The sequence below is a fragment of the Kitasatospora sp. Ki12 genome, assembly GCF_054601375.1.
This window is the reverse complement of record NZ_BAAIHT010000001.1, coordinates 3185000-3202309: the sequence shown is the minus strand read 5'-3', so window position 1 is coordinate 3202309 and position 17310 is coordinate 3185000. Positions and strand designations below refer to the sequence as shown.

Annotated in this window: 13 protein-coding genes, 1 tRNA gene and 1 pseudogene; 9 read left to right on the top strand and 6 right to left on the bottom strand. The window is 75.8% G+C overall.

Features of this window, described 5'->3' with window-relative positions; all coding sequences use genetic code 11:
* Window positions 1-80 precede the first annotated feature (80 nt).
* Entirely contained in the window at window positions 81-1271 is a 1191-nt protein-coding gene (locus ACYP53_RS14175) for an acyl-CoA dehydrogenase family protein (protein WP_189919424.1), read from the top strand.
* A gap of 187 nt (window positions 1272-1458) precedes the next feature.
* On the opposite strand, the gene ACYP53_RS14170 is transcribed toward ACYP53_RS14175, so the two are convergent.
* Window positions 1459-1998 (bottom strand): universal stress protein, encoded by a 540-nt coding sequence (locus ACYP53_RS14170; protein WP_373313796.1) that lies wholly within the window; start codon window positions 1996-1998, stop codon window positions 1459-1461.
* A 1085-nt stretch (window positions 1999-3083) separates the two neighbouring features.
* Here ACYP53_RS14170 and ACYP53_RS14165 point away from each other — a divergent pair.
* Window positions 3084-4217 (top strand): HAD family hydrolase, encoded by a 1134-nt coding sequence (locus tag ACYP53_RS14165; RefSeq protein WP_229928817.1) that lies wholly within the window; start codon window positions 3084-3086, stop codon window positions 4215-4217.
* Between the two features lie 369 nt (window positions 4218-4586).
* Here the strand turns inward: ACYP53_RS14165 and ACYP53_RS14160 are convergent, their stop codons facing one another.
* A complete protein-coding gene (locus ACYP53_RS14160; RefSeq protein ID WP_459647579.1) occupies window positions 4587-5387 on the bottom strand; it encodes a GNAT family N-acetyltransferase in 801 nt (266 codons plus the stop codon).
* A gap of 1094 nt (window positions 5388-6481) precedes the next feature.
* Here ACYP53_RS14160 and ACYP53_RS14155 point away from each other — a divergent pair.
* The 5 genes and pseudogenes from ACYP53_RS14155 to ACYP53_RS14135 all read left to right on the top strand — a co-directional run.
* A pseudogene (locus tag ACYP53_RS14155) lies at window positions 6482-7487 on the top strand (helix-turn-helix domain-containing protein); the annotation flags it as partial.
* An 862-nt stretch (window positions 7488-8349) separates the two neighbouring features.
* Entirely contained in the window at window positions 8350-8952 is a 603-nt protein-coding gene (orn, locus tag ACYP53_RS14150; RefSeq protein ID WP_189919421.1) for an oligoribonuclease, read from the top strand.
* Window positions 8953-9175: 223 nt separating this feature from the next.
* A tRNA-His gene (locus ACYP53_RS14145) sits at window positions 9176-9251 on the top strand.
* Window positions 9252-9408: 157 nt separating this feature from the next.
* On the top strand, window positions 9409-9855 hold the full coding sequence (locus ACYP53_RS14140) for a DUF4442 domain-containing protein (RefSeq protein WP_189919419.1): 447 nt from the start codon (window positions 9409-9411) through the stop codon (window positions 9853-9855).
* A gap of 109 nt (window positions 9856-9964) precedes the next feature.
* Window positions 9965-10849: a hypothetical protein gene (locus ACYP53_RS14135; RefSeq protein ID WP_189919417.1), complete on the top strand. Its 885-nt coding sequence runs from the start codon at window positions 9965-9967 to the stop codon at window positions 10847-10849.
* A gap of 117 nt (window positions 10850-10966) precedes the next feature.
* Here the strand turns inward: ACYP53_RS14135 and ACYP53_RS14130 are convergent, their stop codons facing one another.
* The 3 genes from ACYP53_RS14130 to ACYP53_RS14120 form a co-directional block, all read right to left on the bottom strand.
* A complete protein-coding gene (locus ACYP53_RS14130; RefSeq protein ID WP_459647578.1) occupies window positions 10967-11428 on the bottom strand; it encodes a GNAT family N-acetyltransferase in 462 nt (153 codons plus the stop codon).
* 107 nt (window positions 11429-11535) lie between these two features.
* A complete protein-coding gene (locus tag ACYP53_RS14125) occupies window positions 11536-12444 on the bottom strand; it encodes a spermidine synthase (RefSeq protein WP_459647577.1) in 909 nt (302 codons plus the stop codon).
* Between the two features lie 174 nt (window positions 12445-12618).
* Complete coding sequence (locus tag ACYP53_RS14120; RefSeq protein ID WP_229928815.1) at window positions 12619-13131, bottom strand: hypothetical protein; 513 nt, start codon at window positions 13129-13131, stop codon at window positions 12619-12621.
* 264 nt (window positions 13132-13395) lie between these two features.
* On the opposite strand from ACYP53_RS14120, the gene ACYP53_RS14115 reads away from it, so the two are divergent.
* Window positions 13396-15018, top strand: a complete 1623-nt coding sequence (locus ACYP53_RS14115) for a tetratricopeptide repeat protein (RefSeq protein ID WP_189919412.1) — start codon at window positions 13396-13398, stop codon at window positions 15016-15018.
* Window positions 15019-15069: 51 nt separating this feature from the next.
* On the opposite strand, the gene ACYP53_RS14110 is transcribed toward ACYP53_RS14115, so the two are convergent.
* Window positions 15070-15726, bottom strand: a complete 657-nt coding sequence (locus ACYP53_RS14110; protein WP_189919410.1) for a histidine phosphatase family protein — start codon at window positions 15724-15726, stop codon at window positions 15070-15072.
* A 278-nt stretch (window positions 15727-16004) separates the two neighbouring features.
* Between ACYP53_RS14110 and ACYP53_RS14105 the strand changes: the two genes are divergently transcribed.
* On the top strand, window positions 16005-17234 hold the full coding sequence (locus ACYP53_RS14105) for a hypothetical protein (protein ID WP_459647576.1): 1230 nt from the start codon (window positions 16005-16007) through the stop codon (window positions 17232-17234).
* Window positions 17235-17310: the final 76 nt, after the last annotated feature.

Sequence of the window (17310 nt, the reverse complement as noted above, 5' to 3'; positions counted from 1 at the left end):
CGCGACCGTCGGACCGCACGACGGCGCCGGTCGTCCCGCCCACGCCCGCGGCCACCCGGCCGGGCACCAGGAGGATCACCATGCTCGACCACCGACTCAGCAGCGAGTACGAGGAACTGCGGCGCACCGTCGCCGAGTTCGCCCAGGACGTGGTGGCGCCGAAGATCGGCGAGCTCTACGAGCGGGAGGAGTTCCCCTACGAGATCGTCCGCGAGATGGGGCGGATGGGCCTCTTCGGCCTGCCCTTCCCGGAGGAGTACGGCGGCATGGGCGGCGACTACTTCGCCCTCGGCCTCGTCCTGGAGGAGCTCGCCCGCGTCGACTCCTCCGTCGCGATCACGCTGGAGGCCGCCGTCTCGCTCGGCGCGATGCCGATCCACCGCTTCGGCACGGAGGAGCAGAAGCGCGAGTGGCTGCCCCGGCTGACCTCGGGCGAACTCCTCGGCGCCTTCGGCCTGACCGAGCCGGAGGGCGGCTCTGACGCCGGGGCCACCCGCACCACCGCGCGGTACGACGAGGCCACCGACGAGTGGGTCATCAACGGCACCAAGTGCTTCATCACCAACTCCGGCACCGACATCACCGGTCTGGTCACCGTCACCGCGCTCACCGAACCGATCGCTCGTTCGAGTGAAGAAGGCGAATTCCGCTCGCCCACGCGGGAGATCTCCTCCATCATCGTGCCCACCGGGACCCCGGGATTCCAGGTCTCGAAGAAGTACTCGAAGGTCGGGTGGAACGCATCCGACACCCGCGAACTGTCCTTTACCGACTGCCGCGTCCCCGCGGCCAACCTGCTGGGCGAGCGTGGCCGAGGCTACGCCCAGTTCCTGCGGATCCTCGACGAGGGCCGCATCGCGATCGCGGCCCTGGCCACCGGCCTGGCCCAGGGCTGCGTCGACGAGTCCGTGAAGTACGCCGGTGAGCGCCGGGCCTTCGGCCGGCCGATCGGCGCCAACCAGGCCGTCCAGTTCAAGCTCGCCGACATGGAGATGCGCGCCCACACCTCCCGCCTGGCCTGGCGGGACGCCGCCTCCCGGATGCTGCACGGTGAACCGTTCAAGAAGGAGGCCGCGATCGCGAAGCTGTACTCGTCCGAGGCCGCCGTCGACAACGCCCGCGAGGCGACCCAGATCCACGGCGGGTACGGCTTCATGAACGAATTCCCCGTCGCCCGTTTCTGGCGCGACAGCAAGATCCTGGAAATCGGCGAGGGCACCTCCGAGGTCCAGCGGATGCTCATCGCCCGGGAGCTCGGCATCACCTCGTGACCGCACGTCACCTCGTGACCGCACGTCGGTGAACCACGCGGTCGTGGCGGCGACTTCGCAGCCGCCACGGTCGCGGAGGTCACGTCCTGAGCCGAGTCCCCCGGATCGGCACGGTGCTCCGCAACCGGCGTCGAGGAGCGAGCCCACGGTGGAGGAGGCAACAGGAGGAGACGAACCGAACGGTCCCTCAGGGGATCACGATCACCGGGCGGTTGGCCCGCCGCGCCAGCCGGCCGGACACCGAGCCGAAGATCTTGCCGAGCAGGCCGTGCGTCGTGCCGACGACGATCGCGTCGGCGGCGTACTCGCGGCCGACCTCCTCGATCTCGTGGCAGATGTCGCCGCCGCGCTCGACCAGGATCCACGGCACCCCGGCGAGGAAGTCCGCGCAGGCGAGCTCCAGGCCGAGGACCTCGGTCCGGTGGTCGGGCAGGTCGACGAACACAGGCGGCTCACAGCCGGCCCAGACCGTCGCGGGCAGGCGGTTGGCGACGTGCACGATCACCAGGCCGCACTGCGACCGGCGCGCCATGCCGACCGCGTAGGCGAGGGCGCGCTCGCTCGACAGCGAGCCGTCGAAACCCACCACCACACCGTGCTGGAAGGTCGGGTCGAGGGACGGCGCGGGGTTGTCCTGTGCCGACGGCTCGGTGCGGCCGCCGAAGGCGCTGGCTGCGCCCGAGGCCGCCTCCGGGCGCTCGGCGCCCGGGCCGAGGCGGCCCGTCACCGGAGGCCCCGCAGGGTCGGCCGGGGGCTCGCCACGCCGCTGGCGGGAGCCTGAACGGTCACGGCGGGCGAGGTTGCCGCGACGGGCGAGGCCGCGCAGAGCGCGCGCGAGGCCTTGGGGGCCGTCATGCCCGTCGTCCGGCTCCGCCCGCTCCGCGAGGTCACCCGGTCCACCGGGTCCGCCTGGTCCACCGGGTTCGTCCGGCTGGGCCGCAGCGGCGGCACCGGTCCGCTCACGGCCGATCGACTCGCTGCCGGTCCGCTCGCTGCCGGTCCGACCGGACGGGACGCGCCCTGGGGCCTCCGCAGGTGCGCCGGCCCACACGTCTGCGTGCCCGTCGTCGTTCCCACTGGCGTGCGCGCCCCCGAGGCCGCCCTCAGCACGGCCGAGAGCACCGTCGAGGCGCTCCGCGGCGTGGCCGTCGACCGGGCCGGGGTTCGTACGGGCGCCGTCTCCCCCGGTCGCTGCGCCCGCGCCGCGGGGCGTGTCCGGTTCAACCGGTCGGGGAGGCTCAAAACCAGCCATGGCTCACGGCTCTTCGATGGAGAGGGGCCGACAGGAGAGGACAACGCTGCCCGTGCGGCAGGCCCGCCCACGGGATGACGTCGGTCTGCGCCGCGCAGCACCGTATGTGACCTGTTCCTTTCAGAGTACGACGGGCAGGGGGCCCAGCCCAGTGGCGAAGCCCCGGAGCGACGTTGTTCCCGCGAAAGGGGGATGCGCCCGCCGTGGCAGTGCGCCCCGCCCGCAGGCCATCGCGCCCCCTCCGAGAAGGAGGTTCTCTGGAGCTTGACTGAGCGGACCGGGCGGCGCAACAGCCCCGCGGGACACCGTGACCGGACTGTCATGGATCGGCGACGATCCGTTGCGGCACGTCGCGAACCGTTACGCCCCGCCCGTCGCGAACCACCACGTCCCACGGCTCTCCGGCCGCCCCGCGGGCCCGCCCGCGCACCGCCCGTACCCGGCCCGCGCAGGATCCGTACGTCAGCCGTCGGAGCCCGAATCAGCCACTTCGTACGGCTTCGCGACGTGCTCTGGCATTTGCCACGTGCATAGGCGCGGGCGCTGGCACCATGCTCGGCATGCCCCTGCTCCTGTTCGACCTCGACAACACGCTGCTCCCCCGGGACGCCGCCTTCCGGGCGTGGGCGCAGGACTTCCTGTCCGACCACGGTCTGCCGCCCGGTGACCTCGACTGGTTCGTCACCCTCGACGGGGGCGGCTACGTACCGCGCAGCACCGTACTGTCCGCGGTCCGGCGCCGCTACGGCCTGGACGTGTCCACCGACTTCCTGCTCGCCCACTACCGACGCGGCATCAACTCCCACATCCACTGCCCGCCCCGGCACATCGAGGCGTTGCGGGCCGCGCGGGCGGCGGGGTGGACGCTCGGGATCGTCAGCAACGGCGGCACCGGGCCGCAGTTGGAGAAGATCCGCCGGACCGGGCTGGGGCCGCTGGTCGACGGCTGGGTCATCTCCGAGGAGGCCGACTGCCTCAAGCCGGACCCGCGGATCTTCGAGATCGCCGCCCAGCGTTGCGGTGTCGCGCCCAGCGGGGACTGGGCCGCGCGGACCTGGATGATCGGGGACCACGCGCCCGCGGACATCGCCGGGGCCGAACTGACCGGGCTGCGCAGCGTCTGGCTGCACCACGGCCGCCCGTGGGCGGAGATCGGCTACCGGCCGACGCTGAAGGCGGCCGGACTGCCGGAGGCCGTCGGCCAGGTGCTGGCCGCGCGCAGCGCGCCCTCGCCCCGGCCGGGGATCCGGGCCGGCGGGGCGTCCCGCCGGGGCGCGACCGGGGTGCCGGTGCGGGCGACGGCGCTTCTCGGCGCGCGGTCCGGCGCACGCCTGACGGCGGCCGCCCCGCAGGGCGCGAGTGCGCCCGTTCCCGCGAACGCCGGGACGGGCCGCGACCCGGGCGTAGCAGCCGGCTCGGGTGTCCGAAACCGGTCAGGCGGGTTTGCCGTGATCGCCGACGCCCGCACCGACGCGGGGGCGCTCTCCGGGGCAGGGGCGGAGGCCGGGCTCGGCGGGGGCGCAGACGACCTCGGGCGCGCGCCGGTCGTGCGCCCGGCGCCCCTCCGTACGGCACCTCTCCAGGCGGCGACCGACGGGCGGCCGGCAACCGCCCGGACCGTCTTCGCCGTGGCGCCCGGCGCGGCAGCCTCCCCGGGGTCGGCCCCGGCACCCGCGACGGCCGCCGCCGGATAGCAGCCCTTCGGCCCCACCGGCCCTACCAGTCCCAGGGGCCCCACCCACACCGGTGACCCCACCAGCCTCAGGGCCCCCGGGTCCCGCTTCGAACCCCCCGTCGTCCGCTCCGAGGGCGGGGCGGGGCGGGGTCGGGGCACCCGCGTCGCCAGGCGGGGGTTCGGAGACGGCTCCAGGGGCCCCGGCAGCGCTTGGCGGCCCCGGGGGGCCCAGGGGCCCACCACCAGCCGTGATGGCGCTCGGCCACCGACCGGCCACGGACCAGCCATGGACCGGCCACCGCTCGACAGTCCACCGGTCACGGACCACCGACCCGACCACTGACGACCGGCCACCGACCACCGCCCGGCCACTCCTCCGGCCCCCCGGTCAGCCCGCCGACGAGGTGCGGCTCCACCAGCAGGTGCGGGCCTGCTCGGTGAACCCGAGCTTGCGGTAGAGCGGTTCGCCGAGCGAGGTGGCGACCAGGGTGGCCGGGCGGTCCGGGTGCGCGTGGACCAGGGCGGTCTGCAGGACGACCTTGGCGACCCCCCGGCCGCGCCAGGCGGGCAGGGTGGCGACCCAGTACACGCCGGTGGCCCGGCCGTCGTCGTAGGTGAGGCAGGTACCGGCCACGGCGCCGTCGACCCGGCCGAGCCACGCCCGCCAGCCGGGTTCGGCCAGCAGCCGTTCCGGGAGCGCCTCGCCACGGACCCAGGGCTGGCGGGCGGGCAGCGGGAATCCCTCCACGATCGCCCGTTCGACCTGCGCGAAGCTGTCCCCGTCGACGGCCTCATCGACCGTCAGGGAGCCGCCCCCGTGCGCCTCGAAGACCGCGGGCAGCACGTCCGGCACCCCTTCGACCGGCGCCGGGTCACGGACCATCACCGGCATGACCGACGTCCGGTCGGCCCCGAAGCGGGTGAGGTCGAGCCCGCCGTACGGGTCCTCCAGGGTGAGGGATATGGTCGACCACTCGTCCAGCAGGTCAGCCAACTCCCGTTCCACCAAGCCTGGTTCGGCGTACGGGCGGGTGACCACGAAGCGGTGCGGGTCGCCCGGGGTCCGGGCGCAGCGGATCGCCGTCAGCCCTGGGAGGACACGGGTTCGCCAGCCGTGCGCACGGGCCTGGGCGAGCCAGAAGGCGGCGGCGTTGTCGTTGGCCCGTTCGAGCCGGCTGTCGGTGGTCACGGCAGGACCGTAACCCGACGGTCCGGATAGCGGTTCCACCCCGCCAGGCTTGGCCGGATGAAGCCTGGGAGGCGCACGACTCATCTCCGTGCGCCCTCTCGTGCACCGCCGATTTTCGGTCAATTTCGCGCCACTCTCTCCCGCTTGGGCAAATCCGCAGCCCAGACCCGCCGATCGGGCGCACGGGGGCCGGACGTCCCAGGAACGGCCCCGCGACAACCAGCCACCGTTGCCACGGCCCTCTTCCCAGAAGGGTCGACGGGTGCCACGCTTCGTGATCGAATGCATCACGCCAAATTGCCATGTCGACATAGCGTCGGATGGTGAACTTGTCACAACGGCAACGGTCCACCCGATAGATTTCGATCTTGGCCAGCAGTGCCGCACCACCCACACCACACCACCGAGGGGGCTTGAGCGCCTTGAGCAGGGTGAGCAGGAGCGACGCGGGTCCTGACAGCGGCCAGGCGACGGCCGGCACCGCGGGTCGGGCCGCGAGAAGCACCGGCACCTCCGCGATCGCCGCCACCACCCGCGCCTCCGGCATCCCGGGCCCCTCGGGCGCCGCCCCGCACCCCTCGTACCCCGCAGCGCACTCGCCCGCCGGCGGCCCGGGCGCGGTCCCGGCCCCCGCCGAGCACGGTACGGCGGCGAGCGGGAACCACCAGCCCTACGGGGGCCAACCGGCGTTCGGCGGACACCCCACCGGCGGGCACACCGCCAACGGACACCCCACCGGCGGGCACACCGCCAACGGACACCCCACCGGCGGGCACACCGCCAACGGGCATCCCACCGGCGGGCACACCGTCAACGGCGGACAGCCCGTCAGCCGAGGCCTCGTCAGCCACGCCCCGGCCTACGGCGGCGAGTACCCGGGCTACCCCGGCTACTCCGGCCATCCCGCCTACCCCGGCGGCGCTCCGGGCCAGAACGGCGCCTCCGGTGCCGTCGGCGGGGGCCCGCTCGGCAGCGGAGGCCCGCTCGGCGGCCTGGCGCTCGGCACCGCCCCCGGCCACGGTCCGCTGGGCCACGGCGGCCACGGCAGCCACAGCGGTCACGGCGGCCCCGGGGCGAACGGTGCCTCGGCGACGGTGACCTCGGCCGCCCCGCGCAAGCTGTCCGGCCGGCGCCGCCGGGAGACCGTCGCCGTGCTGATCTTCGGCGGCGCGCCGATCTTCGAGAGCTCCATCCCGCTCTCGGTCTTCGGCGTGGACCGCCAGGACGCCGGGGTGCCCCGCTACCGCCTGCTGGTCTGCGCCGGTGAGGAGGGCCCGCTGGCCACCACCGGCGGCCTGACCCTCTCCGCCCCGTACGGTCTGGAGGCCCTCGCCCGGGCCGGCACGATCGTCGTACCGGCCTGGCGCTCGATCTCCCAGCCCCCGCCGGTCGAGGCGATCACCGCCCTGCGCAAGGCCCACCACGAGGGCGCGCGGATCATCGGCCTCTGCACCGGCGCCTTCGTCCTGGCCGCCGCCGGTCTGCTCGACGGCCGCCCGGCGACCACCCACTGGATGTACGCGCCGACGCTGGCCAAACGCTACCCACGGGTCCACGTCGACCCGCGCGAGCTGTTCGTCGACGACGGCGACGTGCTCACCTCGGCCGGCACCGCCGCCGGCATCGACCTGTGCCTGCACGTGGTGCGCAGCGACCACGGCGCCGAGGCCGCCAACGCGCTGGCCCGCCGCCTGGTGGTGCCCAGCCGTCGCGGCGGCGGAGGACAGGCCCAGTACATCGATCAGTCTTTACCGGAGGAGATCGGCAACGACCCGTTGGCCGAGGTGGTCACCTGGGCGCTGGAGAACCTCAACCAGCAGTTCGACGTCGAGGTGCTGGCGGCTCGTGCCTACATGAGCCGGCGCACCTTCGACCGGCGGTTCCGCACGCTCACCGGCAGTGCGCCGTTGCAGTGGCTGATCACCCAGCGGGTGCTCCAGGCGCAGCGGCTGCTGGAGACCTCGGAGCTGTCGGTGGACGACGTCGCGCGCCGGTGCGGGTTCCGTTCGCCGGTGGCACTGCGCGGGCACTTCCGGCGCCAGCTCGGGGTCTCCCCGGCCGCGTACCGGACCAGCTACCGGGCGCGCCGCCCTGGGCAGCAGCCGCCGACGGCGGCCGGTGCGCACGGCGGCGACCTGCGGCTGCCCGGCGCGCTGCAGCACGCGGCGGCCGGGGCGGCGGCGGGCGGTCAGCTGTTCGGCGGGGCGCACGGCGGGCAGTCGATGCAGCCGTTCCCGGCCGGTCCGGGGATGCCGGTGCCGGCCGGTGCCCACGGGCAGCCGGTGCCGCACGGTCAGCCGGTCGGCCACGGCCAGCCGGGAGCGCACGGCCAGACGCCCGGGTTCGGCCCGGGGCAGGCCGTGACGCCGGCCGCCCAGGCCTTCCACGCCCGGGCCGGTCAGCCCTACCCGCAGTCCGCGCAGCAGCCGCACCCCGGGCAGCAGGGTGCGGCGGGGCGCGGTCCGGCGCGGCCGCCGCTGGTGCCGCCGCAGGCCGGTGCGGGGACGGGACGTCCGCCGCGCACCGCCGAGCACGCGGCGGCCGAGGACGGCCTCCCCCAGCCGGGGGCGCGCGGCCAGGGCCAGGGGCACCGCAGCGCGGTCGAGCGTCCCGCGGACGAGCCGGGTGCGGCCGGACGCGGGCACGGCGCGGCCGGCGGCCGGATGCCCGCTCCCGGTGGGCAGCCGGCGCCCGGGTCGGGCGAGCTCCGCGGCCGTCAGGCGCGGGCGCCGCAGGTCCGCACCCAGGGCGGCCGACCCGCCGCCGAGGGTGCCCGGCCGGCGCGCGAGACCCGTACCGGACGGGACGGCCACCCGGTCCGCACCGGCCGGGAGGGTGAGCACCCGGACGGCCACGGCGCGCACGGCGGGGCGGAGGAGCACCAGGCCGAGGCCTGCGCTCCGGCACCCCGCTCGGCTCCACCGGTCCCCGCGGCGCGTGATCGCGCCGTAGGGTGAGTTGCGTGAATGACCGTTTGGTATGGATCGACTGTGAAATGACCGGCCTCGACCTCGACCGGGACGCCCTGGTCGAGGTCGCGGTGCTGGTGACGGACTCCGAGCTGAACGTCCTCGGCGAGGGCGTGGACGTCATCGTCCGCCCGCCGGCGGAGGCGCTGGCGAACATGCCCGAGGTGGTGCGCGCGATGCACACCGCCTCCGGCCTGCTGGACGAGCTGGAGCAGGGCGTGACCCTGGCCGAGGCGGAGGCGCTGGTGCTCGCGTACGTGCGCGAGCACGCGCCGGAGGCCGGGAAGACGCCCCTGTGCGGCAACTCGGTGGCCACCGACCGCGGCTTCCTGGCCCGGGACATGCCGGCCCTGGAGAAGCACCTGCACTACCGGATCGTGGACGTGTCCTCGATCAAGGAGCTGGCCCGCCGCTGGTACCCGAAGGCGTACTACAACAGCCCGCAGAAGGGCGGCAACCACCGGGCGCTCGCCGACATCCGGGAGAGCATCGACGAACTGCGGTACTACCGCGAGGCCGTGTTCGTCCCCCAGCCCGGCCCGGACGCCGACACCGCGCGCGCCATCGCCGGGAAGTACCAGGCCTCGGCCGACTGATCCCGGAACACCCGGGCGGGTCCCGTCGCGGGTCCAGTCGCGGGTCCCCCGTCAGGGGGCCCGTCACAGGGCCCGCCGCAGGACCGGTCGCAGACCCGCCGCAGGACCCTCCGGGGTGCCCGCGTCCGCCGGAACGAAACCGTGGCGCGAGCACCCTCTCCGATCCTGTAGAGTTCTCTCTGTCGGCACGGGAACGCGAGAGCGGGAACGGACCGGACAGATGGTGGGTATAGCTCAGTTGGTAGAGCACCTGGTTGTGGTCCAGGTGGCCGCGGGTTCGAGTCCCGTTACTCACCCCAGAGCCCGAGGGGCCGATCTCTTCAAGAGGTCGGCCCCTCGGGCGTTTTCGCATGCCCGCGTCCGGCGCGGCTTCAACTGCCCCCGCCGGCCCGGCTTTTCCGGTCGACCTCGGCCGACCCCTGCCGCCGGAAGCTACCGGCTAGTAACATCGTCGCCATGACCACACCTACGATCGGCCAGATGCTCGACTCCACCGTGCCGATGGCGCACACCCTGAAGCTCGAGTACCTGGAGACCACCCCCGAGCGCGCCGTGCTCCGGCTGCCCGACCAGCCCGCGTACCACAACCACGTCGGCGGCCCGCACGCCGGCGCGATGTTCACGCTCGCCGAGTCCGCCAGCGGCTGCATCGTGCTCGCCGCCTTCGGCGACCAGCTCTCCCGGGCCGTGCCGCTCGCCGTGAACGCCGAGATCGCGTACAAGAAGCTCGCCATGGGCGAGGTCACCGCCACCGCCGTGCTCGGCCGCCCGGCCGCCGAGGTCGTCGCCGAGCTGGACGCCGGCGGCCGCCCGGAGTTCCCGGTCACCGTCGAGATCACCCGCGCCGACGGCGCCGTCACCGGTGTGATGACCGTCACCTGGACCCTGCGCCCCAACTCCTGACCGCCGCGCGGTCCTCGGCCCCGGGAACACCAGCCCGGGGCCGCTCGCGCGATGACTGTCCGTGACGGCGGGCGTGACCTCACCCCCCGTCCGCTCGTTCTCAACTCACGTGCGAGCCAATCACGCGACCAAGCCCCGGGCACCCGCCCCCCACGGCATCACCGGAGCCCGGCGCGGGCCCACCCGGTGGCTGCGCCGCCCCCGCGCCCTCGCGGCCGGCTGGGCCCTGCTCGCGCAACTCTGGGGGCTCGGCGCCGCCGGCGCGTACGCGGCCTCCGCCGAACCGCTGCCCGACCCCGCCCAGCCCGCCGTCCGCCGTGCCCTGCACGGCGCACCGGCGCTCGACGGACCCGCGCTCGACGGGTCGTCAACCGGACGCCCCGCCGGACCGGGGCAGTCCGCCACCGACCCGGCGGGCCGCTCCCCGGGGCTCGTCGGGGAGCTGACCGGCGACGGTCCGGCCGAAGGGGCCACCGGGGCGGTCCGCGACACCCTCCAGGACCGGATCCGGGCCGGCGGACTGCCCCTGCCCGGCCAACGGGCGGCCCTCCCCGACGCCTTCGCGATCGCCTCCGGCCTGCTCGACACCGTCCCCGCCCAGGCCAGGCCCGCCGAGACCCGTGCCTCCCGCGAGGGCGAACCCACCGGACCGCCCGCCGGCCGGCCGCGCCCCGGCACCGACCGGGCCGCCGTGCCGAGGCAGCGCGAGGTCGCGGAGGCCGCCACGGAACCGCAGGCCGCCGCGGCGACCGTCACCACGCCCGGGGCCGCGGCCGACCGCGACGGAACGGCGCCCACCACCGCCCCCGCCGGCCCGGGCGACGCCGGGACGCCGGGAACACCCGAGACGCTCGCCATCGCCGACACCGCCACGGTGACCGCCGTGGACGACGGCTCCGCCACCGCGACCGCCGTCCTCGCCCCCATCGCCGCCGGACTCCTGCTCACCGGGGCGGCCATGTGCAAGCACCGCGGGCTGCCGCGCGGGCACTGAACGGGCCGGCGCCCAACGCACGGGCAGCAGGTCCGAGAGCGTGTCCGACGACGCGCGGCGGATCAGCGCGCGGCGCCGGGGTACGGGCGGTGCGAGGCGGCGGGTAGGGGCGCCGCCCTAAGCCCCGGACACCGGTTCCAGCGCCAGCAGCGGGAGTTCACGCCCGGGGATCGAAGCGGACGGGGTGCTGCCGATCCGGACCGCCCCCATGGCCCGGTAGAACGGCTCGGCGTGCGGGTCGGAGTCGATGGTGAGCCGACGCAGCCCGAGCGCCGTCGCCCGCTCGCGGACGTGTCCGAACAGGGCCCGGCCGACGCCCCGGCCGATCGCCCCGGGCTCGACGAAGAGCATCTCCAGCGACCCGCTCGGCGGCCCGCCGGACAGCAGGGCGAACCCCAGCACCCGGCCGTCCTCCTCGGCCACCGCCGTGAACGACCCCTCGATCGCGGCGGCGTCGACGGTCAGCTCCTCCCGGCAGGCGGCCATGAAGGCCTCGTCGTACCCCCAGTACGCCTTGGACCGCAGCGCGATGCCGGTGAGCAGCGCGGCCTCGTCCGGTCTGGCCGGTCTGATCTGCACGGGGCAACCCCTTCGGTCGGCGACGACACGGACGGGGCCATTGTCGGCGGCGGTCCGGTCGCCTGCCAACGGTTTCGGTCCGCCGGCGGGCGGCGAGCGCGCAGCCGTCAGCGGAAGACGCCCGGGGGCGGTTCCGGGGACGGGGCGGCGGTGGCGTCCGTGGCCGGGGCGGCCCCGGCGGCGAAGTCGGTGAGGGCGCGGCCGTGTTCGACGCGGGCGTGGGCGGGGTCGGAGGCGGCGCGGCGGGTGAGGTCGGCGATCGGCAGCGGGGTGTGGGCGGCGGCCAGGACGAGGTTGCCGAAGCGCTTGCCGCGCAGCACGGCGGGGTCCGCGATGAGGCAGAGCTCGGGGAACACCGCGCCGAGGGTGGCGACCTGGGAGCGGGCGAAGGGCAGGGCCCCGCCGTCGGCGATGTTCGCGGCGTACCAGCCGCCGGGGGCGAGGGCCCGGGCGGCGAGGGTGGTGAACTCGACGGTGGTGCAGTGGGCCGGTGTACGGGCGCCGGAGAAGACGTCGGTGATGACCAGGTCGACGGTGCCCTCGGGGGTGCGCTCCAGCACGCTGCGGGCGTCCCCGCCGCGCACCTTGATCTGCCAGCTCCGGTCCAACGGCAGTTCGGCGCGGACGAGTTCGGTGAGCGCGGTGTCGATCTCGGCGACCTGCTGGCGGGAGCGCGGCCGGGTGGCGGCGGCGTAGCGGGCCAGGGTGAGGGCGCCGCCGCCCAGGTGCAGGACGGTCAGCGGGCGGCCGGGCGGGGCGACCAGGTCGATCAGGTGGCCGAGCCGGCGCTGGTACTCGAAGCCGAGGTGGGTGGGGTCGGCGAGGTCGACCAGGGACTGCGGGGCGCCGTCGATCAGCAGCGACCAGGCGGCGGGGCGGTCGCGGTCGGGCCGGAGTTCGGCCAGGCCGGAGCCGACGGGACGGGAGAGCGGGCCCTGGGCGTGGGTACGCCCGCCCGCGCCGGTGGCGGCCGCCGTCTCGCCGCCGCGCGCGGCCTTGCTGCTGCTTCGTCCCATGACGGCCATTATCGCCGCCGGGGCCGGGAACCCCTGGTCGGGCCAGGGCCAGGGCCAGGGCCAGGGCCAGGTCCGGCCGGGAACCCCTGGTCGGGCCGGAACCGCCGCTCCCCCGGTCGGGCCGGGACCGGCCACCCGCGCGGTCGCCGCCCCCGCCGCGGGAGCGCGCGTCGGCTAGAACGGGCCGAGGCCGCCCGCGGTGAGCGTGCAGGCGGCCTCGCAGAGGGCGGAGCGGAGCACCCAGGCGTCGGTGGGGCGCGCGGTGCAGCCGGCGCCGGCGGGCGGGATCACCCAGCGCGGGTCGGTGGCGGCGGGCACGAGGGCGCCCGCCGTACAGGAACTGCCGGGCAGGTGCCAGGTCTCCCAGGTGCCGGCCGGGACGAGGAAGGCGACCGTGCTGCCGTTGCGGCTCTGCAGCACGACCCCGCAGGCGCGGCGCAGCCTCAGGATGTCGACGGCTTCCAGGCCGTGCCGCAGGGCGACCGTCACGGTGTCGCAGCCGGTGACGAGGGTGCTCTCCTCGGGGACGGCGCGCTCGCGCCGGTGGCCGCCGCAGGGGGCGCGTCCGCCCTCGACCGGTCCCCGGCCGGGGATCCGGTCGTCGGCGGGGTCGGGCAGCAGGGCGGGGGCTGCGCCGGCGAGCACGCCCCCGGCAACGGGTCGGTACTGCGGCAGTCCGGTGGCCATCACGGGCCCTCCTGTACCTCGTCGGATCCGGAAGCCCAGCCGCCCGGAGGGGCCACCGGGCTGGGGACGGACCGGGGCGACGGCCTGGGCTTCCACGTATCAGGACAACGCGGCGGACGCACCCCAGGCCACGGGGCGCATTACAGCAAGGCATGGCATTTCATGGCGGATATCCCGCAACATCGCCCGTTTTGCCCGGTATTGTCAGCAGATCTCCCGCGAACCCCATGTGTCCACTCGGTAACTCCGAGTACTCTCAGCGCCATGGCAGCCACCCCACCGGCCGAGCCGAACCGACCGTCCCCCAACACCGTGATGCGCGCGCTGCGCGGCGACCGTTCGCCCGGAGAGTTCGCCATGGCGGTGCGCCGGGCCGCCCGTGAGATCGGCGAGCACGTCTCCTGCGACGCCCGCTACGTCGGGCGGGTCGAGTCCGGTGAGATCCGCTGCCCCAACTACGCCTACGAGCGGGTCTTCCGGCACATGTGGCCGGACCGCACGCTCAGCGACCTCGGCTTCGCCTCCCGGACCGACGTCCGCCGCCGCTCGGCGGACGTCGGCACCGGGCGGGCCGAACCGTCCCCGCTCCACCCGCCGTTCCCGCCCCTGCCCGCCCCGCGCTCACCACTCTCCACTCAACTCCCGTACGCTGCCTCGCCGTACGTGGATCCAGCCGCACCGGTCGGCCCCCCGTGGCCGAGCCCCGGCGCGGTGCCCCGGGGGCCCGATGGATCGCCCTATCTCGACGAGGAGAACGACGACGTGCGTCGCCGTACGTTCCTGGCCGGCGGCACCACCGCGCTGGCCGCCGTGATCGGCATCGACCGGTCGGCCGCGGCCGCCGGTCGACCGGCCGGTGCCGACGGCGCCTCCGGTGTGCTCACCGGACAAGGCGCCCTTCCCGGTACGGAGTTCGCCGTGCCGTCGCTGCTTCCGGCCGACCCCCCGGTGCCCGGCCGGCCCGGGCCGGTGCCGCCGCCGCGCCGGGTCGGCGCCGCCGAGGTGCTCGGGGTCGAACAGGCCGTCCGGGACATCCGGTTGGCCGACGACGCGCACGGCGCCGACGCCCTGTACGAATTCGCGGGGCAGTCGCTGCGCACCGCGTACGTCCTGCTCAACGAGGGCGAGTACAGCGCCGAGACGGAACGCCGGCTGCAGGCCGGAGCAGGTGAACTCGCCATCTCGGTCGGCTGGTTGGCCCACGACTCGAACCGGCTCGCGGACGCCCGCTCGTTCTACTCCGAGGCGCTGGCCACCGCCCGGATGGCCGCGGACCCGGCCCTGGAGGCGCACGTCTTCTGCAACAGCGCCTTCCTCGCCCGGGACGCCGGCCGCCCCCGCGAGGCGCTGCGCGCCGCCCAGGCCGGACAGGTCGCCGCCCGGGAGCTGGGCTCCGACCGGCTGCTCGCCCTGCTGGCCATGCGCGAGGCCGGCGCCTGGGCTCTGCTGCAGGACCGCGCCTCCTGCGAACGCGCGCTCGGCCGGGCGTACGGGCTGTTCGACCGCGGCCCCGCCGAGGCCGACCCGGAGTGGATGTCCTTCTTCGGCGAGGCCGAGATCGCCGGCCTCCAGTCGCAGTGCTGGTCCGCGCTCGGCGACTGGGACCGCGCCAGCGAGCAGGCCGGGCTGGCCATAACGCTGCAGGAGCCGCACTTCGTCCGCAACCGGGTCCTCTACACCGCCGAACTGGCCCACGACCGGCTCGGCCGGGGGGACGTGGCGGGCGCGGCCCACCACGGCTCCGCCGCCGTCGCGCTGTTCGGCGACGTCCGCTCGGCCCGGATCCGGAGCATGCTCGCGGACACCGCCGGGCGGCTGCGCCCGCACGTCGCGGTGCCCGAGGTGCGGCGGTTCCTGACCGCGTACGACCGGGTGGCGGCCGCCTGACACCGCCGGACCGGACGCGGGCGGCCGCCCGTCGGTGCCCACCAGCGCCGGTCAGTGCCCGGCGGTCAGCCCCTCCAGGTGGGAGAGGTCGTTCCAGATCTCCACGGCCGGGGCGCCGTACTCCCAGGACAGCACGCACAGCGCCGCCGTGCCGAGCTTGAAGCGCTGGGCGTACTCGGGCGGCAGGCCCAGCCAGCGGGCGGCCAGGATGCGCAGCAGGTGGCCGTGCGCGAACAGGACGACGTCCCGGTCGGCGCAGTGCATCACGGTGGTGTCCGGCTCCGGGACGCCGTGCTCCTGGTTGAGGCCGGCGAGGAAGGCGTCCACCCGGGCGGCCACCTCGGAGAGCTTCTCGCCACCGGGCACGCCGTCCCGCCAGATCAGCCAGCCGGGGTGGTCGGTGGCCCGGATGTCCACGCCGGTGCGGCCCTCGTAGCGGCCGTAGTCCCACTCCATCAGCTCCGGCCGGTCCACCGCGCGGTCGCCGAAGCCGGCCAGGGCGCAGGTCTCCTTGGCGCGGCCGAGCGGGCTGGTGTAGACGAGCGCGTCCGGCATCCCGTTCCAGGGGGCCTTGGCGAGGCGGGCGCCGAGGGCCCGGGCCATCGCGCGGCCCTCCTCGGTCAGCGGGATGTCGGTGCGGCCGGTGTGACGGCCGGTGGCGGACCACTCGGTCTCGCCGTGGCGGACCAGCACGATTCGGGCGGGCATGGGGGGCTCCTCGCAACGGGGCGGCGGCAACGGTCGGTCTCACCCTTGAGCACCGGGTTCCATGATCCCCCACCCGGACGGCGGACACGATCGCGGGCCGGTGCGGACGGCGTCCGGTCGGCCCGCGACCGATCGGCGGCCCGCCCGCGAACGATCGGCGGACGCCCCGCCGACGACGCGCCGACAACGCGCCGACGGCCGGATCCGACCGCCCGCGTGCCCTCCGGCGGCCCGTCCGCACCGGGTTGTCGGACCCGGATGCGACACTGGGCCGCACCATGAACGTCTCGACGAACGTCCCGCCCGGCGGGTCCGCTGAGCCGCTCGCCCAGCGGCTCGCCGAGCTGCGCGGACCGGCCCCGCAGCGCAGTCTGAACGCCCGCTCCCTCGCCGCGCTGGCCGCCAATCCGGGCTGCCACCGCCGCGCGGTGCTCGACGCGGCCGGGGTCGACAAGTCGGCGCTGGCCGCCCGGCTCGGCCGCCCCGCCCCCTTCGGCCAGTCCCCCTTCGCGATCGCCCGCGGCGTGATCTTCGAGTCCCGGCTGAAGGCGGACGACTACGCCGCGCTGCTGGAGCCGCTCCGCCACCACCTCGGCGTCCCGGCGGACGGCCACGCCCCGCTGGAGGTGCCGGACCTGCTGCAGCGCTCCGGCCCCGCCGTCCGCGCCGACCGGACGGCCCAGGCGCTGGCCCGGGCCGCCGCCGACCCGGACGCCTGGACGCTGCTGGACCACCCCCTGCTGCGGCTGGACGTGGCCGGCGGCACCTCCTACCTGGAGCCGGACGCGCTCGTGGTGCACGGCGGGCGGTGCACGGTGGTCGAGATCAAGTCCTTCCCGGTGCTCGACGGCAGCGCGGACCCGGCCAAGGTCGGCGCCGCCGCCCGCCAGGCCGCCGTGTACGTGCTGGCGCTCCAGCGGGCCGCCGCCGCGGCGGCCGGGGTGCCCCTGAGCGACGACCCGTACACCGAGCAGCGGCTGCCGGGCAGCCCCCGGACCAGCGTGCTGCTGGTCTGCCCGAAGGACTTCGGCAACCGGCCGACGGCGGTCGCCGTCGACGTCCGCCGCGAACTGGCCACCACCCGCCGCCAGCTGAGCCGGATGACCGGCATCGGCCGGCTGCTGGAGGCGCTGCCCCCGGACGCGGGCTTCGACCTGGCCTGCGACGAGGCGGGCGCGCCGGCCCGGACGGCCGAGCAGCTGACCGCCTCGGTCGAGGCGGTGCCCGCCGCGTACAGCCCGGACTGCCTCTCCACCTGCGAGCTCGGCTTCCACTGCCGCGCCCGGGCCCGCCGCGACGACCGGGTCGAGCAGCTCGGCCGGGGCGTGCGCGGCGAGCTGGGCAGCATCCGGACGGTCGCCGAGGCGCTGGCCGCGGCCGGCACCAAGGCCGAGGACCTGGCCGGCACCGACGACGACACCGACGGCGGCGCCGACGACGCCGCCGAACGCCTGGCCTACGCGGCCGCCCTGCGCGCGGAAGCCCTGGCGGCGGGAGCGACGGCATGAGCGGGAGCGACGGCATGACCGGGCGCGACGTGGGGATCGTCGAGGGGCGCGCGCGGACGCACGCCCCGGCCGGGCG